The following is a 25,161-nucleotide window of genomic DNA, read 5'->3' on the forward strand; positions in this document are numbered from 1 at the left end:
CGCCTTTCAGCGGGATTAATTTATATATCTAATCTCAAAGGCTGAAAACTCAACCATTCAAAATTTAATTCATATTAAAAATCTCTTTTAATATAACCATTATCGTATACTCTAAAAACGTATCCACCTTCTTGTAATAAAATAAATACTAAGTATGCCATTAAGAAAATAGCTGTCCATACTACCGCACGACGTAAACCAGGTGTTTCATCACGCATGTGCATAAAATCCCAAGTAATATAATACGCTTTAACTATAGTTAAGATAATAAAAATCCAGTTTAAAGCTTTCATACCAAAAACATGCCCAGATAAAGATTCTGGTTTAATAATACCCAATACAACCTCAATAACAGTTATAAGAGTTAAGAATGCTAAAACACCCCAAATTTTTTGAGTATTAGATTTAAATTTAACTAAACCTCTAAATATTTCTAATTTATGCTCGTGTGCCATTTTAAATGCTTTTTATATCTCCTATTTATAGGAACTGAAAAATATATTTTTTATTAAACCAGGTAGAAGAATGTAAATACAAATACCCAAACTAAATCTACAAAGTGCCAGTATAAACCAACTTTTTCTACCATTTCGTAGCTTTTACGCTTTTCGTAAGTTCCTAATAACACATTAAAGAAAATAATGATATTAATAATAACACCCGACAATACGTGAAAACCGTGAAAACCTGTTATAAAGAAAAAGAAATCGGCAAATAACGGAGAACCATATTCGTTAACGTGCAAGTTAGCACCCTCAACATATAATGTTCCATTATCTTTCAAAGTTTTTAAAGACTCCGCTCTAGACAATACTGTTTTCTCTCCTTCTTCATTTAAAATTTGAGTTCTAATTAAAACGTTATCATGAGCTTCTAACCCATTAACAACCTCTTCAACAGTATAGGCAGGTAAAGTAGACTCACTTACAAACCATAAACCATTCTTTTTCTCATGTATCGCTCTATCCTTATGGTCGGCAAGAGCAACAAAATCCTTAACTGCTACGCGATGACCTTCGGTATCAACGAACTGTAAAATATTACCACCTTTAGTTTGTACTGCACCGTACTCGCCTTTAATAAATGTATTCCATTCCCAAGCTTGAGATCCAACGAAAATTATACCACCAATTACAGTTAAAAACATGTAAATAGTAACTTTTCCTTTATCTAAATGGTGTCCCGCATCTACCGCCAATACCATCGTTACCGATGACATAATAAGTACAAAAGTCATAAACGCCACATAATACATTGGTGCATTTACACCATGTAAAAAGGGAAAGTGAGTAAACACTTCATCGGCAATTGGCCAAGCATCAATAAATTTAAATCTAGAAAATCCGTAAGCTGCTAAAAACCCGGAAAATGTTAAAGCATCCGAAACAATGAAAAACCACATCATCATTTTACCGTAACTTGCCTTTAACGGTTCATTCCCGCCATTCCAAGTTTTGCCTTCTGCTACTGCTGTACTCATATATAATTGGTTGTTATTTAAAAGTTGGACAAAAATAATCAATTTATTTATCTAATAAAATATGAAACAATAAAAATTACTATTATCCCATATTCCTGCTTCAAAAACCTTTGGGCGTTCCCCAAGGGTCGGGCTTTCACTACTCAATCTTTTTATTTTTTAGGAAAACAAAAAGGATTTCAAACAAGCCGTTCAATCCCTAACGCGGGCCAACTTGCAAAAATCCAACTTAAAACCCATAGTTTTATCACTCCTATAAATAATTCGCTAAACACCTTTAGAAACTGGCTTTAACAAACAATTAAACTATAGAAAACTATCCAACAAAGTATAAAAACATAAATAAATAAACCCAAAGAATATCTATAAAATGCCAGAAGGTTGCTGCCAACTCAAAACCTAACATATTAGTTGCACTATACTTTTGTTTAAAATGATTATAAATTACAACCAACAGGCAAATTAACCCTACCACAACGTGTAAAATGTGCACTAAAGCAATTAAATAAACGTACGACATGGTAACATTACTGGTTGGTCCTGTAAAATTATAACCCAAATCTATAATTTGTCTAAAACCAGCAAACTGATTATAAATAAAGACAATACCCAAAACTAAGGTTACTAATAACCATAAGCTTGTTGCCTTATGTTGGCCATTTTTCAGTGCTTTTTTTGCCAACAAAAAAGTAATACTACTAACTACAATAACAACGGTGCTAATAATAAAAGCATTTGGCAATCTAAAATCACTTAACCAATCGGGACGTGAGCTACTTACAATAAAAGCACTCGTCCAGCCCATAAAAGACATGATTAACGAAATAATACCAAACCAAAGCATCATTTTTTTTGCTCTGCCTGTTTTCTCTTCTCTTGTTCCCTGAGTTAAATCCATGATTAACTTATAAATTTATCGATTACATAAACAATTTGCACCAACGTAATATAAGCCACACTAGATAGCATAAGTTGTTTTGCAGATTGCTCTGTCATTTTTTTAAATAATTGAATCGCATAATAAAGCATTCCCAAACCAAGTATAAAAACAATAATTGCAGCAACAATAGAAAGTTGCAAACGCCCAGTAAATCCAAATACAGGAATTATTGAAATTAAAATGGTCCAAATAGTATACATAATAACTTGTACAGCAGTACCTCTATCTTGTTTCCCTGTGGGCAACATAAAAAAGCCTCCACGCTTATAATCTTCAAACAGAAACCAACCAATAGCCCAAAAATGCGGAAACTGCCAGAAAAACTGCAAAGCAAATAACGTTCCTGGCTCAATGCCAAAATCATTAGTAGCCGCTACCCAACCAAGCATAAATGGAATAGCTCCCGGAATTGCACCAACAAAAACAGAAATAGGTGTCTTTGTTTTTAAAGGCGTATAAACACAGGTATATAGAAATATTGAAATAGCACCAAACATGGCAGTTTGCTTGTTTATACTATACAGAATAGCAAGACCCAAAATGGTAAAAATAGTTGCTATAGCAAATGCTGTGTTTACAGACATACGCCCTGCAGGAATAGGCCTATTCTTAGTTCTATCCATTAAAGCATCCAAATCTTTTTCAATAATTTGGTTATAGGCGTTAGAAGCACCTACCATAAAATAACCACCAAAAGCAAGTAAGGTTAAGGTTTTAAAATCGACTGTATCGACACCAAGCAAATAACCAGCAAGTGAAGAAAACACAACACTTAATGCTAATCGCATTTTTGTAATTTCCTTAAAATCTGAAATTAAACCAGGATTTTCTATAGTTGTTTTCGATCTGCTCAAACTTGTCTGTAATAGTGCATTTTATATTGCGAGTGCAAAGATACTCTATATTAATAATTTGAGCAATGTTGATAGCATTTTTAATACCTTTATACAAAAAGTAAAACCGTTTATTATGAAATTGTTAAAATCCTTATTAATTATTTTCCTCCTTTTATTTAATCTTCACATTAATGCCCAATCGAAATTCGATAAGGTTAATATAAAAACTACACAACTATCAGATCACATTTACATGCTTGAAGGTAGCGGCGGAAATATTGGTGTTTCAATCGGGAATGATGGTGTTTTAATAATAGACACTCAATTTGCACCTTTAACTCCAAAAATAATATCTGCAATAAAAAAACTTAGTGATCAGCCTATAAAGATTGTAGCAAATACGCATCATCATGGCGATCATACTGGTGGTAATGAAAACCTTGGAGACCTAGGAGCAACTATTATTGCACACGAAAACGTTAGAACACGTCTTTTGGAAAACAGTGGTAAATCGGCAATACCCGTAATTACATTTAACGACAAATTAAACATACAAATAAACAATGAACAGGTTGCTCTTTTTCATGTTGAAAATGCTCATACCGATGGTGATGCTATGCTATATTTTACAGAAAGTAATGTTTTACATACTGGCGACACTTATTTTAACGCACGTTATCCTTATATAGATATTAATTCTGGAGGAAGTATAAACGGCTATATAAATGCAGTAAAATCAGGACTAATGGTTGTTGATAATGACACCAAAATTATTCCAGGGCACGGAAACTTATCTAACAAAGCAGAATACTTAACATTTTTAAACATGCTAGAGACGGTAAAAGCAGCTGTTTTAAAAGAAATTAAAAATGGGAAAACCGAAGATGAAGTTTCTGCAAACACATTGTTAACCAAAACATATGATGATTTAGGCTATGGTGACCATTTTATTAACAGCGAAAAAATGAGACGTACCGTTTACCAAAGTTTAAAAAACTAAATTAAAATATAAAAGCCGTTTGAAAAATTAGTTTCAAACGGCTTTTTAAAAATGTACAATATTTTAATAATCTATTTACCTCTTACCTTACATTCCCATTTCCATGCAGAACGCATGGCATCATCTAAAGATAATTCTGTTTTCCAACCTAATTCATTATTTGCTTTATCAGTATCTGCATAAGCCGAAATAATATCGCCTTCCCTTCTACCTACAATTTTATAATTCAGTTTTTCACCAGAAACTTTCTCGAAAGATTTTATAACTTCTAGAACAGAACTCCCTGTTCCTGTGCCTAAGTTAAACGTTTCGTAACTAGATTTATTCTTACCTTCCAATAAACGTTTTAAAGCAATTACGTGTGCTTTTGCTAAATCTACCACATGAATGTAATCACGAATACACGTTCCATCTGGTGTTGGATAATCGTCACCAAAAACCGAAAGTTCTTCACGTAAACCAATTCCAGTTTGTGTAATAAATGGCACTAAGTTTTGTGGCACTCCTATTGGTAGCTCTCCAATCTCAACAGATTCGTGCGCTCCAACGGGATTAAAATAACGTAAAGCTATCGCTTTTAAGTTAGGCGACACTTTACAAGTGTCCTTTATAATTTCTTCACCAATTTGCTTCGTGTTTCCATAAGGAGATTCTGCTTGTTTTACTGGCGCATTTTCCGTTATAGGCAATTCATCCGCTTGCCCGTATACAGTACAAGATGAACTAAAAATGAATCCTGCAGACGGCAATTTTCTTAATTCTTTTAAAATGTAAACTAACGTTCCAATATTATTTTCATAATACTTCAATGGTTCACTTACACTTTCTCCAACTGCTTTACTTGCTGCAAAATGTATTACACCTTTTACATCGCTATGCTTTGCAAAAAAGGCTTCAACTTTATCTTTTTCTTTTAAATCTAATTTTTCAAACACAGGTTTCTTCCCAGTAATGGCAACAATACCATCTAATACTTTTTCTGAAGAGTTTGATAAATCGTCAATAATTACAACTTCGTAACCTTCGTTTTGTAATTCCACAACCGTATGAGACCCAATAAAACCCAGACCTCCTGTTACTAATACCTTATCCATTTATAAATTTTATTATAGTTGATGTTATAAATTCAATTTGATCATCTTCTAACTCAGTATGCATAGGTAAAGAAATAACGTCTTTCACTAATTGATTGGTTACACCAAAATCTGCCTCGTTATATCGAGAATCTAAGTATGCTTTTTGTTTATGCAAAGGAATTGGATAATACACACCACAAGGAATATCATTCGCTTGTAAATGTTTCACTAAAGCATCACGATCGACACCTTTTACTCGCAATGTATATTGATGAAAAACATGACAATCACATGTGTCACAAATCTCAGAACAATTATTAGAAACTTTAGGCGTCACAATACTCGCTATACCTTTAAAAGCTTTATTATATTTTCTAGCAGATGCTTGTCTCGATTTATTGTAGTTATCCAAGTGCGGCAACTTAGCATTTAAAACTGCAGCCTGAATACTATCTAAACGAGAATTTACTCCAACAACATCATGATGGTAACGCTCGTACATACCATGATTTACAATACCTCGAATGGTGTGCGCCAAAGCATCATCATTTGTAAAAATAGCGCCGCCATCTCCATAGCACCCTAAGTTTTTAGAAGGGAAAAATGAAGTTGCTCCAACATTTCCGATAGTACCTGCTTTTACTTTTTTACCATTTTTATAAGTGTAATTTGCTCCAATGGCTTGCGCATTATCTTCAATTACAAATAAATTATGAGCTTCTGCTATTTCCATGACCGCCTCCATATTGGCACATTGCCCAAATAAATGCACAGGCACAATAGCTTTAGTCTTTGGTGTAATAGCTGCTTTTAAAGCTTCAATATTAATGTTAAAATCATCTTCGTTTACATCAACCAAAACAGGCGTTAATTGCAGTAAAGCAATTACCTCAACGGTAGCTGCAAAGGTAAAATCTACAGTAATAACCTCATCACCTGGTTTTAAACCTAACCCCATCATGGCTATTTGTAAAGCATCGGTACCATTGGCACATGGAATTACGTGCTTTACTCCTAAATATTGCTCTAAATTACTCTGAAATTTGTGAACTTGTGGTCCGTTTACAAATGCGGTGGTTTCAATAACTTCTTGTATAGAAGGATTAATGACATCTTTAATATCGTTGTACTGACCTTTAAGGTCAACCATTTGAATTTTCTTCATCTAAAATAAATTAAAGTCTTTTTTTCTGAATGAAAGACTCATTTTAATGAACTCCTTTAGTTTGTTTATTAATAATTAAACAGCTACGAAATTACAAAATTCATAAACGTTAAGCAATGAATTCCTTTTAAAGAATGTATTTTAGCGCCAAAGAAAAAAATTGGCTTTTATTTATAACATACTCATAAAACTAACAGACGTTGCGCTTGAAGCCATTTCGCCATTTAACTCAAAAATTAAAAGCGGTGTTATTGGGAGAAAAAACACGTTTAAAACTTTAAAAACAAAACTCCAAAAAACAGACAAAACCCTTTGGTTTCACTGCGCTTCTTTAGGAGAGTATGAGCAAGGTTTACCTGTTTTTACAAAATTAAGAACGCACTACCCTAACCATAAAATTGTACTTTCCTTTTTTTCGCCATCGGGTTACGAAATCAGGAAAAACTCACCAATTGCCGACGTGGTAGTCTATTTACCAATAGACACAAAAGAGAACGCCAAAACCTTTTTAGATCTTGTAAACCCGGAACTCACCATTTTTGTGAAATATGATATTTGGCCCAATTTTTTAAATGAAGTAAAAAAAAGAAAATTGAGAGCTATTCTCATTTCGGCCGCCTTCAGAAACAATCAATCATACTTTAAATTTTACGGAAAACATTTACGAAATGCCTTATTTGCTTTTGAACACATTTTTACACAAAACGAAATTTCTAAAACGCTATTAAAATCAATAAACTATAATGCAGTTTCAGTATCTGGAGATACGCGTTTTGATAGAGTTACTAGTCAATTAGAATTAGATAACAACCTTGATTTTATCGAAAAATTTAAAGACAATAAACTTTGCGTAGTTGCAGGAAGTACCTGGCCAGAAGGTGAAAAGCTATTAACCAACTATATTAACTCCCGAACACTAGATCATGTAAAATTCATCATTGCACCACATAATATAAAGGATGTACAAATAAATCAACTTCAACAAAACTTAAAAGTTAATTCGGTTTTGTTTTCAGAAAAAAATAATGAAAACCTAAAAGCAGCAAAGGTGTTTATTATAAACACAATTGGGATACTTACAAAAATTTATAGCTATGCAGATATTGCCTATATTGGTGGTGCTATGGGAACTACAGGTCTGCATAACACTTTAGAACCTGCTGTGTTTGGTATTCCTATAATAATTGGTAAAAATCACAAAAAATTCCCTGAAGCTCAAGCCATGATAAACATAAAAGGCTTATTTTCAATAGAAAACCAGCAAGAATTTAACACAATTCTAGATAAATTAATTGAGAATTCCACATTTCGTAAGCAATCTGGACAAAATAATTCATCTTATATTAAAAAAAATAAGGGTGCCGTCATCCAAATCCTCGATTATCTGCGTATATAACTCGAATCTAGTGTCAAAATTGTAAATATTAACAGATTTTAACAAATCTGATTTAAAAGATATTAGATTTGCAGAATTAAAATAAAACACTAAAACACAAACAAATGAAAAAATTATTATTAAGTACAGCTTTATTAGTAGCTCTAGGTATGTCTTTTACTTCTTGTAGAGATGAGAAAAAAGGTTCTATTCAAGACGCTATGGAAAATGCTGCTGACGCAACTGGAAACGCAATTGAAAATGCTGCTGAAGCTACAGGTGATGCTGTAGAAAATGCTGCATCTGCAACTGGAGACGCTGTTGATAGTGCTGTTAAAGCTACAGGTGATGCTGTAGAAGGTGCTGCAAAAGCAACTGGTGATGCTGTTGACGGAGCTGTTGAGGCTGCTGGAAATGCTGCAAACGCAACTGGTGAAGCGGTAAATGATGCTGCTAAAGCAACTGGAGAAGCTGTTGACAAAACTGTTGATGCTGCTGGTAAAAAATTAGACAAAGCTGCTGACGCTGTAAAAGCTGAAGCTGATAAATTAAAGCACTAATATTTATTATTACTTTAAAATTTCAAAAGCCACCTTTTTTAAGGTGGCTTTTTTATGCTCTATTTTTTTATTTCATTTAAGACACCTTCCTTCTAACGCTAAATAAAGGTAAAAAAAAGCGATTCAAAATATTTTCAAACACTTACAAAACACGTCTGGCAATATATTAAAACAATAATAAACGAATAACTTCTCTCATTTAAAACCTATTGTTTTCATAAAAACCTCTATAAACAAAAAAGCATTCCAATCTTCTTCACAGAAAAAAGGAAAGCTTCTCATTGGATTACCAAACTGAATTTGGCAAACTACTTCCCCGAACTAATTCGGGAACAACACAACTTCTTATTGCCAAAAAAAGCCCTAATTTCTCAGAGCTTCTTTGTTTGCAATTTTTGCGGTCTGGACGGGACTCGAACCCGCGACCTTCGCCGTGACAGGGCGACATTCTAACCAGCTGAACTACCAGACCGTTGCTTTATTGCGAGTGCGAATATACACTATTATTATAATCTAACCAATTTTAAATTTACAATTAAAACAAAAAAGCATCCCAATCTTCTTTACAGAAAAAAGGAAAGCTTCTCATTGGATTACCAAACTAAATTTGGTAAAACTACTTCCCCGAATTAATTCGGGAACAACACAACTTCTTATTGCCAAAAAAAGCCCTAATTTCTCAGAGCTTCTTTGTTTGCAATTTTTGCGGTCTGGACGGGACTCGAACCCGCGACCTTCGCCGTGACAGGGCGACATTCTAACCAGCTGAACTACCAGACCGTTGCTTTATTGCGAGTGCAAAGATACACGCTTTTTTAAATCACACAAACTTTTTTTATTATTTTTTTCAAAAAAAATTCATCAAATAAACCGCTGTCGCTCTACCATGTACGTTGTCAGTATGTTATTGAAATTTTTATTTATATCCGCTTCAACGTATTTTATTTTGTATTGTGCACATTTCAACTTCAGATTAGAAAAATAGCTATTTACCGTTTTGCTATAGTTTTGTTTTATAGAATCGGCATATAGGTTAATATGTTCGCCTGTTTCAACATCAATAAAACGTTTTGGCTTATTATCAAAATCGAAATTTAACTCCTTTTCTTTATCAAAAACATGAAACAAAACCACCTCGTGTTTATTATATTTTAAATGGCGTAATGCTTCAAAAAGCTTAACCTCATCTTCAGATGTTTGAAACATATCGGTAAATAAGAAAATTAAAGAACGTCTATGGATGTTTTCTGCTATTTCATGCAGGTACTTATAAGTTTGCGTTTGCTTCATTAGCGGTTTCGAGATCACCGCATTACTCAATTCGTGCAAAAGCATTTGGTGATGACGTTCACTTCCTTTTTCAGAAGCATAAAAATCGTAAGTATCACTATAAACACTTAAACCTACCGCGTCACGCTGTTTTTTAAGCATATGCATTAAAGCTGCAGATGCTAAAGCAGAGAACCCTACTTTATTTAATTTATCAATAGAAAAACTATCCATTTGCGGGTAGTGCATAGAACTACTGTTATCCAAAATAATGTGGCAACGTAAATTGGTTTCATCATCATAGCGTTTTGTATACAGTTTTTCTGTTTTGGCAAATAATTTCCAGTCTATATGCCTTGTGCTTTCCCCCGGGTTATAAATTTTATGTTCTGCAAACTCTGCTGAAAATCCATGAAACGGACTTTTATGCATGCCAGCAATAAACCCCTCTACTACTTGCTTAGCAAGTAATCCTAGATTTTTAAAACCTTCCGCCTTATTTAGTTCGTTTTGCAAATTCATATCACTACAGTTAATTACACTTTACTTATAAAACAAAAAAAAACAGACCTTGTTGTGAAGTTAAACTTAACAAGCCGGTCTGTTTTTATATTCTCAAAAATTGATTCTTTTTATTTAGCAACCTGATCTACAATACCGTAAGCAACAGACTCTTCTGCACCCATCCAATGGTCACGATTAAAATCTTTCATTACTTTTTCAAATGTTTGCCCACAATTGTCTGCTAAAATCTGAGCACTTAATTCTTTCGTAATTACAATTTCTTTAGCCGTAATTTCAATATCACTAGCTTGTCCACGAGCACCACCACTTGGTTGATGTATCATAACACGAGCGTGAGGTTGTATAAAACGCTTACCTTTTTGCCCTGCAGATAAAATTAAAGACCCCATAGATGCGGCAAACCCCGTACAAACTGTAGAAACCTCACTTTTTAAAGATTTAATACAATCGTAAATAGCAAAACCAGAAGTTACATAACCTCCAGGGCTATTAATATAAAGCGTAATATCTTCGGTACCTAAAGCATCTAAATACATTAACCTATCTACAACATGCTTTGCAGAATGATCATCAACCTGACCCCATAAAAACACTTTACGTTGCTCTATAAAATTACTGTCTATTGCGTCTTGAATTTTTTTATGTCCACTCATCTTTTTAATATCTTTTAATTTTCATCTAAAATAAAAAAAGGTTCACCATTACGGCAAACCTTTTCAATTTTTCTTTTAGTATATGTTATAAAAGCGCATCAATCGCTTCTGCGTAAGTCGCTTTAGGCGCTACACCTACTTGACGACCAACAACCTCACCGTTTTGAAAAACCAAAACAGTAGGAATGTTACGTACTCCATATTTTGCAGCAAATTCTTGATTTGCATCTACGTCTACTTTACCAACAACGGCTTTTCCTTCGTACTCACTGCTAATTTCTTCAATAACTGGTCCAACCATTCTACATGGTCCACACCAAGCTGCCCAAAAATCAACTAATACCGGTTTATCACTTTTTAAAACCGTTTCTTCAAACGTTGCATCCGTAATTTCTAATGCCATAATATTTATATTTTTAAGTTCTTAATTCATTTTAATAACACAAATTTAGTCAAAAATTTCTCGAATCCTTACAAAGCTATCATTTGTTTTCCCTATAATGGCATTGAGTACAGCTATTTAATAGTATATTTTGGCGCTACCGCAAGGGTCGGGCTTTCACTACTCGCTCCCTCCTATCGTCGGGGAGCTTAAACATGTCGTTCAATCCCTAGCGCTATTTAGAATAGGTTTTAAATTTCAGGCTTTGAATTAATAATTTTTAATTACCAACCTGAATTACACGCTTAGATTTAAGGTAATCACCATTTGCAGAATACCCTTCTAAAACTATTTCAAAATCTCCAATAACATCTGATGTGTAAAATTCTATTGTATTGTTCTCTTTTTTCAACTCTAAATTTGGAACCCACAATAATTGTGTTCTATAATCGGGAATTCTTTTTAAACTTTCGTTTTCAACAGTATAATTAGGATGATAATATAATTTTGACGCTTGCGGAGCCTCAATATTAAATGCTACTAAACCTTCGTTATTATGTAAAGGCTTAAAATTTCCCTTTTTTGTTTTAAAATCTAAAACACCATTATAAATTACCGGTCCAGAAAAATAAATACCACGCACTAAACTTACAGATTCTATTTTATCACAATCAAAATCTACTATATCTGCATTATCCTGAATTAAATACCCATCAACTAAAACTAATGGATCATAATCTTTAAAGGCGCTATTTTTAAATTCTACTAACGCGTTAACCCTAAAACTATAACCTTCTTTAGACTCTCTAATAGCCGCGTTTTGAATAACCTCCACAAATGTTTCTCTAACCGTTGAAAACCTTTTATAATCATCTAAAACATAAGTTAGGGATGGCTTATCATAAAAAACACCTTCAGGCACCCTATACACAACACTGTCCTTTTTAGAGTTAGCATAAGCATTCTCTACTTGTCTACGAATACTTTGTTTTAACAACCACGGCTTAATATTAGTATCTAACTTAACCTCATTAAACTTTAAATCCTTAGAGTATAAAAATGATTCTGAATCTAAAACAACATTATATTGATCTTTATAAACATCTTGCACCTGAATTAAAGCTACCCCACCTTTATAGTTTTCATAAAGATTAAAATAAAAAGCTCCGACATCATTTGTTTTAACATTCTTAAAAATATAATCTTTTCCGGGCATTGTTAATGTTACAATTTTATCTGTAGCCAACGTTCCATCTTTTCTACTAAACACTTTCCCAGAAATAATTTCACCTCTAATTTCAGGCAGATAAAAACCATTAATATCTTTTACACTTTCATTGACTTGTTCGTATGTATCAAGTTTTAAAGAATCGATTTGCTGAATAGAGAGTGAATAATTTCCATTATAAACATCTCCCAAATTACTTTTCAAATTAACAACAACCTTACTTCGTGTTGCGTAAGATTGCTTTTCTATATCTAGACTTATTTTATCAACTTGATTATCGAAATTATTTGTTACATTTTCATTTCTTATTATACGTACCGTATTTTTAGTATTATTTTGATTTTCTTGAAACAACCTACCATTTACAGTAAACGGATTTATTACATAAATATCCTTTACGAAAAATGGTGAAGAAACATTATTCTCCATCCATTTAGTATAACCTAATAATTTATAGTGTCCCGTATTAATACTAGATGGCATAAAAAAATCACTACTTGCTAATCCTTTTTCTAAATTTAATTTATGTTCAAACAGCAAATAATTATTTGCGCCAATTAACTGTACATATCCAACATCACTAACATCACTTGGCTTATTGTTTGTTGTTAAACTATAAAATTTATAATACAGAGTTTCGCCTGCCAAATAAACACTTTTATTAGCATGCACAACAACTTTTTCAGTTGGTATTACTTTTCTAACCTCGCTTAGCTGTTCTTTACTTATTTGTCCCGAAGCCTGAATAACAAACAGACACACCACGACACCTATAAAAAACTGTATTTGTTTAATTAATCTTCCCAAAATTCTGGTTTTATGTTAGATGCAAAAGTTGAACAATCTCCGCATTCAGGATCAACAATCTCATAAAGCGTACCAAAACCTGAAATATATTTAAACGGAGGATTATCTGTTAATAACGTTAATAAAATTGACCTTTCATCAAGCTGATATGGATCAACACTGCCTACTTTATCGTAATCAAGCAATCTTACCTCACAATCAAAATAATACGGTGGTAAAACAAAATTAAAATCAGCATAATTAAAATAAATTCTTTTTGAAGTAACCGTAGACACATCGAAAAAACCTATAACTTTTTCTTCTAAACTTTCTTCAGAAAAAATATTTCCTTGAACAAAACCTGGCTGATTCGTTACAAATACACTTTCGCTATCTCCCCCTAATTCTTTCAAAATTTTATAAAAGTTATTAGCATCGGCCGATTGCACATACTGCTTAACCAAAATACTATATCTATCTCTCAAAAAAGGGCTATTCTCCGAAATGAACTTAATTGGAAATCTCGAAACTCTGTTTTCACTTAAACTACTTACGCTCATGAGAAGAATTTCGGTAGAAGTATTTGTGCTATAACAGTTTTGCTGATCTGCTGGCCTCTCAACAATATCAATATCATAGGTACGTTCTTTAGATACGCCTTGTATATTAGAAATAGAAATATCTTGAAATCTAAAATATGGCGATACAATTTTATAGGTCTCTTCATATTCATACCTAAAAAAAGCAGCTCCATCTAAATCATTATTACTATCGACTAAAACATAAACTCCACTACCTTCTTCTGAGCTCCCCAATTCTGCATACAAGTTTTCCAACTCTGCTTTAGGAGCCAACACCTCAGAATTAGAATAATACTTTTTACCATCGGAAGTTGTAATTAATAATTTATAGCTTTCATCTTTAATAGCTTGAAATTGTTCATCTGAATAAAAAACTCCCTCACCAACATGATGGAAATTATAAGTTTTACTACTAGTTGCAACCTGTACACTGGCACCAGCATCAAAAACCGGTGTATCACTTTCTAAAAGAAAAGTACTTGTAACTTTTACTTCTTGAGTTTTAAATTCATCTGTTATTGTAGCTTCAACCACCAAAACATTTTTAAAATTTTCGGTTGATAATTGAATTTCTTCGGTACAATTAAAAAGAAAACAAAAGCCAAACAACAAAAAAATATGAGTATATAATTTATTTAATTTCATTTTTAAAATTTAAAATTATAAGTTACTGTAGGAACAGGAACAGAAAATATAGATGATTTGTAAGCCTTAATTTCTCCTGAATTATTTACAAAAAACACAGAGTACGGATTATTTCTGCCTAAAACATTATAAACCGAAATATTCCAAAAACTATGAGCCAATTTCACGTTTTTATGATTCCCCTCAATATTTACTCCTAAATCCAAACGGTAATAATCAGGAATTCTATGTTCATTTCTATCACTATACAAAACATGCTCGCTACCGTTATAGTTATATTTCCCTACAGGGTAAGTAATAGGGCGCCCCGTTTGATAATTGAAATTTAAAGAAAAACTATAACGTTTGGTGAGTCTATAGTTTGAAATTATACTAAGGTCGTGCGGTCGGTCTTGGTTTGCAGAAAAATACTCCCCATTATTTACTTGATTACTTAAAATATCACTATCGAGTTTAACAAAAGATCGAGAATATGAATACCCTATCCATCCATTAAATTTCCCCTTTTCCTTTTTTAATAATACTTCTCCGCCGTATGCTTTGCCTTTACCTTGAAGCAATTCTGTTTCTATATCTTCATTTAAAAACACCTGAGCTCCTGTTTTAAAATCTAATAAATTATTCATTTTCTTATAATACCCTTCAAGACTTAACTCATACAACCCGTCATCAAAGTTTTTGAATACTCCCAAAGAATACTGCTCGGCACGCTGAGGCTCTATATTCAAATCTGACAACTTCCATGAATCTACAGGCGAAGCTGTTGAATTTGTAGACAGTAGATGTGAGTACTGAATGGTTTTATTGTAACCAGCTTTTATTGATAAATCTGGCTTTAATTCATATCGAGCAGAGATTCGATATTCGGGACCTCCATAAGTTTTAATTACCTCATTTTTGCTATATGTTTTAGCTTCAATGATCGATTCTTCACTTTTAGGTTGCGATACATCATAAATATTTTGAGTACTTGCTCCTAAAGCGGCGTATATAGAGTACCTAAACCCAACATCTAATAATAATTTTTTATTTACTTCAATTAAATCTGAAATAAAAACAGCAGATTCTAAACCTTTTTCTTGATCTACACTTTGCCTTTCAATTACAGACTCGTCTCCTAAAGGCTCAATACTACCTGGTTTTATAGAGTAAAACTTACTACTAAAACCATATCCGAATTTATGTTTTTTACTATGTAAATATTTTGCATTTAGCTTCAATTCTGTCTCATTAATGCTGTAACCATAATCAAAATTTCGATTAAAATCACCATCGTAAACTATATTAAATTTATACTCACTTGTTGCCAATTGCAATGTTGCTCTATTTTTTTTATCAAATTCATGACTCCATTTTAATGAAGCAAGCTTATTACTGTATTCATAAATAGAATCTGAAGTAATACTAAACTGGTCGTTACTAAAATAACCTGTTCCCTGTATATCGTTTTTATCATTAATTTTATGATTATACTTTAAAATAGCATCATAAAAATTAGCTTTACTATTTTTAATAGACTCCTCGGAAACAGCCTTAAGAACCCAATCTGAATACGTTGCTCTAACTCCTGCTAGAACAGATGCTTTACCTTCAACAACCGGTATTTCTAACATTAAATTTCCTGTTACAGGGCCAATATTACCTTCACCAGAAAATTTCTCATTATTCGCTTCCTTAGTTGAAATATCTATTACTGATGAAAGTCGACCACCATACTCCGCAGGAATGCTCCCTTTATAAATATTTACGCTCCCCGTAGCAAAAGGGTTGATAGCTGAAAACACACCAAAAAAGTGAGAAGGATTATACATGGTAGCACCATCAAAAAGTATCAAATTCTGATCAACTTTACCACCTCTAACATTATAACCTAACGCGCCTTCTCCTGCCGTTTTTATACCAGGCATTGTTGTAGCTACCTTAAGCACATCTCGTTCGCCTAATACTAGCGGAATATTTTTTATTCCCTCTACTTCTATTCTAGTAACACCTACTTCAGCTTTTCTAATATTATCATCTCTACCAGACTCTATAACAACCTCATCTAAATATTCAGCAGATTCTGATAACATAAAGTCTAAGGTTCCTTCTCCATAAACCAAAAGCGTTCTACTTGTTTTACCATAAGAAAGTGAAGACGTTTCTAATATATTTTCTCCTAAAGGAAGTTCCAAAGTATAAAACCCAGATGCATCTGTAGTTGTGTTAATGTTTTTATTTTTTACATACAAAACCAAGTTATCTATGCCTTTGAAGTTATTAGCATCTCTAATATGCCCGGAAATAGAAACCTTATCTATATTACGGTTTTTAGTCTCTTTACCTATAGATATAACTTTATTACTATTAGATGAATTTGATTTATACTGTTTTTGAAAAACGGGTGTTTTATTAACACTAGACACGACGGAGCTAGATTCATTAGTTTCAACAACCCCGTTTAAACCCGGAGGTAATTGATCTATGATGGCATTATTTTTAGTTAAAATAACTCTCTCTTCAAATAATAGAAAATTAATAGACGTCTCTTCTAATAGTTCAGTTAAAATAAACTCTAAAGTAGCATTTGTAAACGATTTTGTAACTTTTGAATCATCAAACCAACCTGCTTCAAAATAAAACTTATAATCAACTTTTTTCTCAAGATCCTTAAGCGCTTCTAATCTGTTAACACCAATAAATTCTATTGTTATCTCTTTATCTGTTTGACAGATGATTGTTTGTGCCATCAAAATAAACAACCAAGTAAATACTGTTCTAATCATATTACAATTTTACTTTTCTAAATTATTTAATTGATTAAAAAGCTTTTCGTAAAACAATTCTTTATCTCTTTTATAGAGTCGATTATTTTTACTGTAAAATGTTTGAATTTCTTTTTTTCTTAAGGGTATTCCCTTTATTAAATCCTTTTTAGAATTGATTTTTAAAAATTGATCATCAAAACACAAAACATAGGTTGCTTTCTCATTAAATGTATAATAAAGCTTATTGTCTTTAATTATTTTATGCTTTTCTTTTTTCAATTTAACATACAACTTGTATTTAGTGCCAGTATTATTAATTTCTTTAAAAAAACCATTACCATAAAAAGAAGTTAACTCTTCATTTATTGGTAATCGAACAAATTTAGAATCACCCAAAAAAAACGATTCTACCATATTAGAGTTTAATTGTAAATAATTAACTTTTTTATTTACAAACTCTAGAATTATTAAATCGTCTAAGAGATTATACTTCAATTTTAAATTAAAAAATGGCTCACCGTCATAAACAACGGTACCATTAAAAAAATCATAACTTTGATAGAATTTATTATTATCTGTATCCCAACATCTATAAATATCAAAATATTCTAATCCGTTATAAATACTTCTATTTTCCTCTTTAGAAAAAGAATCTAAAACACTATAATAATTTGGATTTTTATCAATATAATTGGGTTGCGAAGTCAGCAAATTAGAAGAAAACAAGCAAACTAAATACAATAAGAGCAATGGCCTCATAAAACTTTCTATTATAACATATATTTAAACAAAATAAAAAAACAGCCATTTAAATGACTGTTAATAACAGTTTAAAAACATATTAACTAGTAAGCTAAACTATGCACATTTTTTAACAAAAACAATAAAACAGTGAGAATTATTAATCAAAAAATCAAAATCACTGAAAAAAATAAAACTAATTTAACTTATACTTAACTTGCTGCACCTCTAATTCTGTTATGAGTTCTTGACATACTTTCACCTTTTGTTTTCTACTAATCATAGGTAACTTAATTTTCTCTTTCATATCATAAACTAAAAAATTAAGTGCTTGACTTCCTGGATGCTCATTAAGCAACTCTTTTAAAGCCATAATTTTTTGCTCTGTTAAATCTCTAACATCTAATTGAATAGAAAGTTTTTTTGCGTAGTTCTCCATGACATCATGCAATAATTGGAAACTATTAAACTGCAATCGTGGATCACTTTTCTTACCTGTATCTTTATTAGTCCAACCTTCTCGAACAAAGGTTTTTACAAACACAAAGCTATTAATCATGAAAAAGTGTCTAAACTTTAAGTACTCTTCGCCAAAAACTCTAAACTCAAAACTATCCGTATAATCTTCAATAGTAAACATAGCCCAGCCTTTACCCTGTTTGCTTACACGATGTTGCACATCGGTAACTACGCCACCAAAAACAATTTCGCGATTTACATAAAGGTTTAAATCATTAAACATCCCAATAGTACCGTTACAAAAAGTTTTCATTTCTGTTTTAAAGTCGTCTAGTGGATGTCCAGAAATATAAACCCCAACAACCTCACGTTCTTTGCTTAGTTTTTCCATGGTTCCCCACTCTTCACAAGGCGGAACTTCGGGCTCAGGTATTTGTACATCACTAGCTTCTCCAAACAAACTCACTTGTGCTGAGTTTTCATTTTCTTTGTGCTTGTGTGCGTATTTAATTGCTTTTTCTAAAAAGGTAATACCATCACCATCATCATGAAAATATTGTGCTCGGTGTGTATCGGCTAAACCATCAAAACCACCAGCTAAAGCTAAATTTTCAAAAGCTCTTTTATTAGCAGCACGTAAATCAATGCGTTTAGCAAAATCGAAAATAGACTTGTAAGGCCCATCTTTTTCCCTGTGCTCTACAATAGTCATTACAGCACCATGCCCTACGCCTTTTATAGCGCCCATTCCAAAACGGACGGCATAATCTTTATTAACTGAGAACTTATAAAACGATTCATTTATATCTGGCCCAAGAACATCTAATTTCATACGCTTACACTCTTCCATAAAGAATGTAACCTGCTTAATATCGTTCATGTTATTCGATAAAACAGCAGCCATATATTCTGCAGGGTAATGCGCTTTTAAGTAAGCCGTTTGGTAAGCAATCCATGCATAACATGTAGAGTGCGACTTATTAAAGGCGTAACTTGCAAAGGCTTCCCAATCTTTCCAAACCTTTTCTAAAATTTTAGCATCGTGTCCATTAGCACTGGCTTGCTCAATGAACTTAGGTTTCATTTTATCAAGAACAGCAATTTGCTTTTTACCCATTGCTTTACGTAAGACATCGGCTTCACCTTTAGTAAACCCAGCCAAACTTTGCGAGAGTAGCATTACTTGCTCTTGGTAAACGGTAATACCATAAGTTTCCTTTAGGTATTCTTCCATTGCAGGTAAATCGTACTCAATATCTTCATCACCGTGTTTTCTGCGAACGAAACTTGGAATATACTCCATTGGTCCAGGACGATATAAGGCATTCATGGCAATTAAATCTTCAAAAACAGTAGGCTTTAAATCTTTAAGATGTTTTTGCATCCCGGGAGATTCATACTGAAATACACCAACCGTTTCACCACGTTGGAATAAAGCATATGTTTCTTCATCATCTAAAGGAAAAGTATCCGGATCAAGCAAAATATCATGCTTAGCCTTTACTATTTTAACGGTGTCCTTAATTAGGGTTAATGTTTTTAACCCCAAGAAATCCATTTTTAGCAGTCCGGCATCTTCCACCACCGAGTTATCAAACTGGGTAACGTATAAATCGGAGTCTTTCGCTAATGAAACTGGTACGAATTTGGTAATATCATCTGGCGTGATAATAACACCACAGGCATGAATTCCTGTATTTCTAACCGAACCTTCTAGCGTTCTAGCGAGGTTTAAAGTTTCAGCTTGTAAATCACTACCATCAGAAATATTTAGAAGTTCATTAATTTTTTCTAAATCTTCCGCTCTAAATTTTTGTCCGAGTTCTTTTTCCGAAAGGCCAAAGATCTTTCCGAGCTTAGACATATTCGGAATTAATTTCGCAATTCTATCGGCATCAAACAATGGTAAATCCAATACACGTGCGGTATCACGAATAGACGATTTGGCCGCCATGGTACCATATGTAATAATTTGTGCCACTTGGTTGGAGCCATATTTCTCGATTACATAATCCATAACACGACTTCGACCTTCATCATCAAAATCGATATCAATATCGGGCATACTTACACGATCGGGATTTAGGAAACGCTCAAAAAGTAAATCATACTTAAGCGGGTCAATGTTTGTAATCCATAAACAATATGCAGCAACCGATCCTGCCGCAGAACCACGACCAGGACCAACCGAAACATCCATATTTCGAGCTTCTCGAATAAAATCTTCTACAATAAGAAAATACCCTGGATATCCCGTTTTTTCAATTACGCCTAACTCAAAATCGAGACGTTCTATAACAACCTCCGATAGTTCTTCTCCATAACGTTTTTTAGCACCTTCATAAACTAAATGGCGTAAAAAAGCATTCTCACCGCGTTTACCTCCATCTACTTTATCTTCTTCATGAACAAATTGCTCAGGAATATCAAAGGCTGGCAATAATACATCACGTGCTAATTGATAAGCCTCAACTTTATCAACAACTTCTTGTACATTAGAAATAGCTTCAGGAACATCCTTAAAAAGCTCTTTCATTTGGTCGGGAGATTTAAAATAATACTCTTGGTTTGGCATGCCATAACGGTATCCACGACCACGACCTATTGGCGTTGCTTGTTTTTCACCATCTTTTACACACAACAAAATATCATGAGCATTAGAATCAGCTTTCTTTCTATAATAAGTATTATTAGAAGCTATTAATTTTACATCGTGCTTTCTTGCGAGTGAGATTAATGTTGGGTTAACACGATCTTCATCTTCTTGATTGTGGCGCATAAGCTCCACATATAAATCGTCGCCAAATTGTTCTTTCCACCAAAGCAAAGCTTCCTCGGCTTGATTCTCTCCAATGTTCAGAATTTTACTTGGTACTTCACCATATAAATTCCCTGTTAAAACAATTAAATCTTCTTTATATTCTTCAATTAACTTCTTATCAATTCTAGGGATATAATAAAATCCATTTACAAAGGCATGTGATGATAACTTTGCTAGATTATGATACCCATTTTTATTTTTAGCGATTATCACAATTTGATAACCATTATCTTTTCTCGACTTATCTAAATGATTTTCACACACAAAAAACTCACAACCAATAATAGGTTTCATTTCTTTTGCTGTAACTGTAGCCCCTGTAATTTCTGCTTCTTTCTTTTTAGCTTTTACGCCGCCGTTATGCTTATTTACAGCATTTACAAAGTGAAAAGCTCCCATCATGTTTGCATGATCGGTAAGTGCTACAGCTTCCATATTATATTCGGCTGCCGCCGAAACAATATCGGCAACTCCCATTGTTGATTGTAATACCGAAAATTGTGAATGATTATGTAGATGAACAAAATCGACATCGGCTAAAGCAGAAACATTCTGTTTAATATCTTCAGAAGATAAATCGCTACTTTCACTTTTCTTGATACGCTCAAGAATTTTTGCACTTTCACGTTTGAGGTTTATGTGCTTTAAACCAATAAGATCAATAGTGGTTGGATTTGCCGCATTAAAATCCTGAAAATACTCTGGCTCAACATCTAACTGCGCTTTGGTATACTCCCCTAAACGTAGCAATTCGAAAAAACAGCGCGTTGTTGCCTCCACATCGGCAGTGGCATTATGCGCTTCCGAGAATCCAACATTAAACAAATGCTCGTGCAACTCTGATAATGTTGGTAATTTAAACTTACCATAACGTCCACCAGGAATTTCACATAATTTAGCTGTATGCTCCGTACACGTATCCAAAACAGGAAGTTCTTGCAATGGGTTTTCTACATCACCACGCACAAACTCGGCGCCCATAATATTTAAATCGAACTTTACATTTTGACCAACCACAAATTTGGTTTTACCTAAAGCCTCATTAAATTTCTCCAAAACTTCGGCTAACGGAACACCTTGTTCTTGTGCTAATTCCGTAGAAATACCATGGATTTTTTCAGCATCATAAGGAATATTAAACCCCTCAGGTTTCACCAAATAATCTTGATGTTCAATACAGTTCCCCATATCATCATGGAGTTGCCAAGCAATCTGTATACACCTAGGCCAGTTATCTGTATCTGTTATCGGTGCGTCCCAACGCTTTGGTAATCCGGTAGTTTCTGTATCGAAAATTAAGTACATGCCGTATTTTAGTCTTTTGAAATTAAGCTATTTAACCTTTAAAACTTTCTTTGTTTTTACAACGAAAATTTGATTAGAAAAAGTTTATAAAAATACAGAGAATATTTTCTTTTTTAACCCGAGGCCTTAAAGAGTTTTGAACAAATTAAAATTAATCTATAAACAACTATAATAGAATACCATACCAATTATGGAACAAGTTTCATTTCAACCTTTCTCGATGATATGGCAAATTCTATAGCATTTTTTTGTTTTACTAACAGAGTCACAATACGAGTTGGTAGAATTCTATCTTTAAGTACTTCGTTATATTTTGCCAAATTAGCAATATCTCTTTTAACGGCTTCACGCAAAATCAAATCTACATTATTAGAACTAAACATCGCCTTAAAACTAATGGTAATTTTATTCAAATCACCCATAAAGCTTCCTGAAATTTTAGGGGCTTTACCATATCGTAAAATTTCTTTTTTTATATCTTGAGCAAACAATCTTCGCTCAACAGACTGCCGTACAAAAAACTCTATTAATGTTCGGTTTTCTACATTTTCTGCTGCACTCAGATAACTTTTCTCTGCATCGTAATTTTTAACCAACAAAGCATTCAATTGCTTCGATATTTTTTCTGAGTAATGCATAATTATACGTCATTTAAAAATTTAACAAATTATCTAGACACGCTTATGTCATGCCATTTTAAACACAAAAATAATAGCGCAAACACCCTTTATAAAACCATTTAACAGTATTTTAAATTACTTTATGATTGATTAACAAAACACAGCATATTTTATCATAAATTAGCATAATTAAGCTAAATAAATAGAACACCTTTTCATGAAAAAAATATTCTTACTACTCACATCCTTATCCTTTTTTAATTTTTACGCTCAAAACACACCACTCTACGTTGGCACATACACCAATTATGAGAGCGAAGGGATTTATCGACTTCAATTTAACACAGAAACCGGAGAGTTAAGCGAAAAAGAATTAGCTATAGCTACAGAAAACCCGTCATTTTTAACATTTTCTAAAAATAAAAAAGTGATTTATTCGGTTAGTGAAGGCCAAAAAAGTGCCGTAACCGCATTTAAATTAAAACCTAACGGAAAACTTGAGTTTTTAAACACACAAAGTAGTAATGGTAGAGGGCCTTGCCATGTATCGGTAAATACAAATAGTACAAAAGCAGTAGTTTCTAATTATGGTGCAGGTACCGTTTCTATTTATAATTTAAATGATGATGGGAGTTTAAATGAAGCGTCGCAAGTTTTTGACCACAACTCGAAATCTGAGAAATCGCACGCCCATTCAGCACAATTTTATAAAAAAGATTTATTTGTTTCAGATTTGGGTCGAAACGGCGTATATCAATACCAATTAAAAAAAGATGCGTATCAATTAAAATCTTCCAGCATTATTAAAACGGAAGGCAACCCTGGACCTCGGCACTTTTCAATAAGCAAAAATGGAAAGTTTATTTATATAATAAATGAATACGGAAGTTCAATAACTACAGCTAAAAAAACAAAAAAAGGATTCAAGCAAATAGACCATGACTCTACTTTGGATGAAAACTACACCGGAAAGAACTCCTGCGCAGACATTCACTTATCTAAAGACGAGCGTTTTTTATACGGTTCTAACCGTGGCGAAAACTCCATTGCTGTTTTTAAAAGAAATATAAAAACGGGAACAATCGATAAAATTCAAAACATTAGCGTTCATGGCGATTGGCCTAGAAACTTCACTTTAGATCCTACTGGTAAATTTGTACTTGTAGCCAATAGAAAAAGTAATAACATTGCTGTTTACAGTATCGATTCGACTACCGGAAAGCTCACATTTTCAAAAGATTACGCAGTACCAACTCCAGTTTGTTTACTTTTCTAACAGAAGAATCTATTTTAAAGTAATTTGAAAAGAAATAATAAGCTGATAATTAAATTTTTATAGTATATTTGCGCCCTTATTAATAACCGAGGTCGCGAACCTCAAATAATTAATTATTATGGCAGTAAAAATTAGATTACAAAGACACGGTAAAAAAGGAAAACCTTTTTACTGGATCGTTGCAGCTGATGCACGATCAAAAAGAGATGGTAAATACTTAGAGAAATTAGGTATCTACAATCCAAACACAAACCCAGCAACTGTTGAATTAAACGTTGATGGTGCTGTAACATGGTTACAAAATGGTGCACAACCAACCGATACAGCTAAAACTTTATTGTCTTACAAAGGCGCTTTACTTAAAAATCACCTTGCAGGTGGTGTTAGAAAAGGAGCTTTAACTGAAGAGCAAGCAGAAGCAAAATTTGCAGCTTGGTTAGAAGAGAAAACAGGAAAAGTTCAAGCTAAAGCTGATGGTTTATCTGAAATTGAAGCAAAAGCAAAAGCTGATGCATTAGCAGCAGAAAAAGCGGTTAACGAAGCAAGAATTGCTGCGGCAACTCCTGTTGTTGAAGAAGTAGCTGAAGAAGCTGCTCCTGAAGTTGAAGCAGAAGCATCAAACGAAGAAGAATAAAAAACAAATTTTTTTATACTTTTAAACTCCGATAGCAATATCGGAGTTTTTTATTTT

The 25,161-nt window shown here is 33.0% G+C and carries 20 protein-coding genes and 2 tRNA genes; 5 read left to right on the plus strand and 17 right to left on the minus strand.

Translation table 11 applies throughout. The features are described 5' to 3' along the window. Positions 1-74 precede the first annotated feature (74 nt). From ACJJV4_RS06090 to cyoE, 4 genes are all read right to left on the minus strand, one after another. On the minus strand, positions 75-455 hold the full coding sequence (locus tag ACJJV4_RS06090) for a cytochrome C oxidase subunit IV family protein (RefSeq protein ID WP_405292571.1): 381 nt from the start codon (positions 453-455) through the stop codon (positions 75-77). Between the two features lie 53 nt (positions 456-508). Then, positions 509-1,480, minus strand: coding sequence for a cytochrome c oxidase subunit 3 (locus ACJJV4_RS06095; RefSeq protein ID WP_405292572.1), 972 nt, complete (start codon positions 1,478-1,480; stop codon positions 509-511). 316 nt (positions 1,481-1,796) lie between these two features. Beyond that, positions 1,797-2,378, minus strand: coding sequence for a heme-copper oxidase subunit III (locus tag ACJJV4_RS06100; RefSeq protein WP_405292573.1), 582 nt, complete (start codon positions 2,376-2,378; stop codon positions 1,797-1,799). A gap of 2 nt (positions 2,379-2,380) precedes the next feature. Continuing rightward, positions 2,381-3,274, minus strand: coding sequence for a heme o synthase (cyoE, locus tag ACJJV4_RS06105; protein WP_405292574.1), 894 nt, complete (start codon positions 3,272-3,274; stop codon positions 2,381-2,383). A 115-nt stretch (positions 3,275-3,389) separates the two neighbouring features. Between cyoE and ACJJV4_RS06110 the strand changes: the two genes are divergently transcribed. Continuing rightward, positions 3,390-4,256 (plus strand): MBL fold metallo-hydrolase, encoded by an 867-nt coding sequence (locus tag ACJJV4_RS06110; RefSeq protein WP_405292575.1) that lies wholly within the window; start codon positions 3,390-3,392, stop codon positions 4,254-4,256. A 71-nt stretch (positions 4,257-4,327) separates the two neighbouring features. On the opposite strand, the gene galE is transcribed toward ACJJV4_RS06110, so the two are convergent. Together galE and ACJJV4_RS06120 are read right to left on the minus strand one after the other, a co-directional pair. After that, positions 4,328-5,350, minus strand: coding sequence for a UDP-glucose 4-epimerase GalE (gene galE, locus ACJJV4_RS06115; RefSeq protein WP_405292576.1), 1,023 nt, complete (start codon positions 5,348-5,350; stop codon positions 4,328-4,330). Next, positions 5,343-6,497 (minus strand): DegT/DnrJ/EryC1/StrS family aminotransferase, encoded by a 1,155-nt coding sequence (locus tag ACJJV4_RS06120; RefSeq protein ID WP_405292577.1) that lies wholly within the window; start codon positions 6,495-6,497, stop codon positions 5,343-5,345. The genes galE and ACJJV4_RS06120 overlap by 8 nt, the downstream gene beginning before the upstream one ends. Before the next feature lie 160 nt (positions 6,498-6,657). Here ACJJV4_RS06120 and ACJJV4_RS06125 point away from each other — a divergent pair, with 160 nt between their 5' ends. Together ACJJV4_RS06125 and ACJJV4_RS06130 are read left to right on the plus strand one after the other, a co-directional pair. Beyond that, a complete protein-coding gene (locus ACJJV4_RS06125; protein WP_405292578.1) occupies positions 6,658-7,893 on the plus strand; it encodes a 3-deoxy-D-manno-octulosonic acid transferase in 1,236 nt (411 codons plus the stop codon). Between the two features lie 104 nt (positions 7,894-7,997). Next, positions 7,998-8,432, plus strand: coding sequence for a hypothetical protein (locus tag ACJJV4_RS06130; protein WP_405292579.1), 435 nt, complete (start codon positions 7,998-8,000; stop codon positions 8,430-8,432). 398 nt (positions 8,433-8,830) lie between these two features. On the opposite strand, the gene ACJJV4_RS06135 is transcribed toward ACJJV4_RS06130, so the two are convergent. The 11 genes from ACJJV4_RS06135 to ACJJV4_RS06185 all read right to left on the minus strand — a co-directional run bounded on the left by ACJJV4_RS06135 (position 8,831) and on the right by ACJJV4_RS06185 (position 23,212). Then, positions 8,831-8,904, minus strand: a tRNA-Asp gene (locus ACJJV4_RS06135). A gap of 234 nt (positions 8,905-9,138) precedes the next feature. Continuing rightward, positions 9,139-9,212 (minus strand) — tRNA-Asp (locus ACJJV4_RS06140). 81 nt (positions 9,213-9,293) lie between these two features. Continuing rightward, complete coding sequence (locus ACJJV4_RS06145; RefSeq protein WP_405292580.1) at positions 9,294-10,223, minus strand: DUF58 domain-containing protein; 930 nt, start codon at positions 10,221-10,223, stop codon at positions 9,294-9,296. 110 nt (positions 10,224-10,333) lie between these two features. Further along, entirely contained in the window at positions 10,334-10,879 is a 546-nt protein-coding gene (locus ACJJV4_RS06150; protein ID WP_405292581.1) for a ClpP family protease, read from the minus strand. A gap of 85 nt (positions 10,880-10,964) precedes the next feature. Further along, entirely contained in the window at positions 10,965-11,282 is a 318-nt protein-coding gene (trxA, locus tag ACJJV4_RS06155) for a thioredoxin (RefSeq protein ID WP_042496930.1), read from the minus strand. Between the two features lie 259 nt (positions 11,283-11,541). After that, a complete protein-coding gene (locus tag ACJJV4_RS06160; RefSeq protein ID WP_405292582.1) occupies positions 11,542-13,296 on the minus strand; it encodes a hypothetical protein in 1,755 nt (584 codons plus the stop codon). After that, positions 13,284-14,501 carry a DUF4249 domain-containing protein gene (locus tag ACJJV4_RS06165; RefSeq protein WP_405292583.1) on the minus strand — a complete coding sequence of 406 codons (1,218 nt, stop codon included), beginning with the start codon at positions 14,499-14,501 and terminating at the stop codon, positions 13,284-13,286. The genes ACJJV4_RS06160 and ACJJV4_RS06165 overlap by 13 nt, the downstream gene beginning before the upstream one ends. Positions 14,502-14,503: 2 nt before the next feature. Then, positions 14,504-17,266, minus strand: a complete 2,763-nt coding sequence (locus tag ACJJV4_RS06170; RefSeq protein ID WP_405292584.1) for a carboxypeptidase-like regulatory domain-containing protein — start codon at positions 17,264-17,266, stop codon at positions 14,504-14,506. A gap of 9 nt (positions 17,267-17,275) precedes the next feature. After that, positions 17,276-18,007, minus strand: a complete 732-nt coding sequence (locus ACJJV4_RS06175; protein ID WP_405292586.1) for a hypothetical protein — start codon at positions 18,005-18,007, stop codon at positions 17,276-17,278. A gap of 178 nt (positions 18,008-18,185) precedes the next feature. Beyond that, entirely contained in the window at positions 18,186-22,574 is a 4,389-nt protein-coding gene (dnaE, locus tag ACJJV4_RS06180) for a DNA polymerase III subunit alpha (RefSeq protein ID WP_405292588.1), read from the minus strand. 188 nt (positions 22,575-22,762) lie between these two features. Further along, positions 22,763-23,212 (minus strand): PA2169 family four-helix-bundle protein, encoded by a 450-nt coding sequence (locus ACJJV4_RS06185; RefSeq protein WP_405292589.1) that lies wholly within the window; start codon positions 23,210-23,212, stop codon positions 22,763-22,765. Between the two features lie 199 nt (positions 23,213-23,411). Here ACJJV4_RS06185 and ACJJV4_RS06190 point away from each other — a divergent pair, with 199 nt between their 5' ends. Beyond that, positions 23,412-24,470: a lactonase family protein gene (locus tag ACJJV4_RS06190; RefSeq protein WP_405292590.1), complete on the plus strand. Its 1,059-nt coding sequence runs from the start codon at positions 23,412-23,414 to the stop codon at positions 24,468-24,470. A 118-nt stretch (positions 24,471-24,588) separates the two neighbouring features. Continuing rightward, a complete protein-coding gene (locus tag ACJJV4_RS06195) occupies positions 24,589-25,104 on the plus strand; it encodes a 30S ribosomal protein S16 (protein ID WP_304405957.1) in 516 nt (171 codons plus the stop codon). The last annotated feature ends 57 nt before the right edge of the window (positions 25,105-25,161 follow it).

This window comes from Algibacter sp. Ld11 (genome assembly GCF_045066735.1).
In the GTDB taxonomy this organism is placed as follows: Bacteria; Bacteroidota; Bacteroidia; order Flavobacteriales; family Flavobacteriaceae; genus Algibacter.

What these genes read in the sequence shown, in the direction of transcription:
- ACJJV4_RS06090 (WP_405292571.1), bottom strand. Translation starts at nt 455, where the DNA reads ATGGCACACGAGCATAAATTAGAAATATTTAGAGGTTTAGTTAAATTT.
- ACJJV4_RS06095 (WP_405292572.1), bottom strand. Translation starts at nt 1,480, where the DNA reads ATGAGTACAGCAGTAGCAGAAGGCAAAACTTGGAATGGCGGGAATGAA.
- ACJJV4_RS06100 (WP_405292573.1), bottom strand. Translation starts at nt 2,378, where the DNA reads ATGGATTTAACTCAGGGAACAAGAGAAGAGAAAACAGGCAGAGCAAAA.
- ACJJV4_RS06110 (WP_405292575.1), top strand. Translation starts at nt 3,390, where the DNA reads ATGAAATTGTTAAAATCCTTATTAATTATTTTCCTCCTTTTATTTAAT.
- galE (WP_405292576.1), bottom strand. Translation starts at nt 5,350, where the DNA reads ATGGATAAGGTATTAGTAACAGGAGGTCTGGGTTTTATTGGGTCTCAT.
- ACJJV4_RS06120 (WP_405292577.1), bottom strand. Translation starts at nt 6,497, where the DNA reads ATGAAGAAAATTCAAATGGTTGACCTTAAAGGTCAGTACAACGATATT.
- ACJJV4_RS06130 (WP_405292579.1), top strand. Translation starts at nt 7,998, where the DNA reads ATGAAAAAATTATTATTAAGTACAGCTTTATTAGTAGCTCTAGGTATG.
- ACJJV4_RS06145 (WP_405292580.1), bottom strand. Translation starts at nt 10,223, where the DNA reads ATGAATTTGCAAAACGAACTAAATAAGGCGGAAGGTTTTAAAAATCTA.
- ACJJV4_RS06150 (WP_405292581.1), bottom strand. Translation starts at nt 10,879, where the DNA reads ATGAGTGGACATAAAAAAATTCAAGACGCAATAGACAGTAATTTTATA.
- trxA (WP_042496930.1), bottom strand. Translation starts at nt 11,282, where the DNA reads ATGGCATTAGAAATTACGGATGCAACGTTTGAAGAAACGGTTTTAAAA.
- ACJJV4_RS06165 (WP_405292583.1), bottom strand. Translation starts at nt 14,501, where the DNA reads ATGAAATTAAATAAATTATATACTCATATTTTTTTGTTGTTTGGCTTT.
- ACJJV4_RS06170 (WP_405292584.1), bottom strand. Translation starts at nt 17,266, where the DNA reads ATGATTAGAACAGTATTTACTTGGTTGTTTATTTTGATGGCACAAACA.
- ACJJV4_RS06175 (WP_405292586.1), bottom strand. Translation starts at nt 18,007, where the DNA reads ATGAGGCCATTGCTCTTATTGTATTTAGTTTGCTTGTTTTCTTCTAAT.
- dnaE (WP_405292588.1), bottom strand. Translation starts at nt 22,574, where the DNA reads ATGTACTTAATTTTCGATACAGAAACTACCGGATTACCAAAGCGTTGG.
- ACJJV4_RS06185 (WP_405292589.1), bottom strand. Translation starts at nt 23,212, where the DNA reads ATGCATTACTCAGAAAAAATATCGAAGCAATTGAATGCTTTGTTGGTT.
- ACJJV4_RS06190 (WP_405292590.1), top strand. Translation starts at nt 23,412, where the DNA reads ATGAAAAAAATATTCTTACTACTCACATCCTTATCCTTTTTTAATTTT.
- ACJJV4_RS06195 (WP_304405957.1), top strand. Translation starts at nt 24,589, where the DNA reads ATGGCAGTAAAAATTAGATTACAAAGACACGGTAAAAAAGGAAAACCT.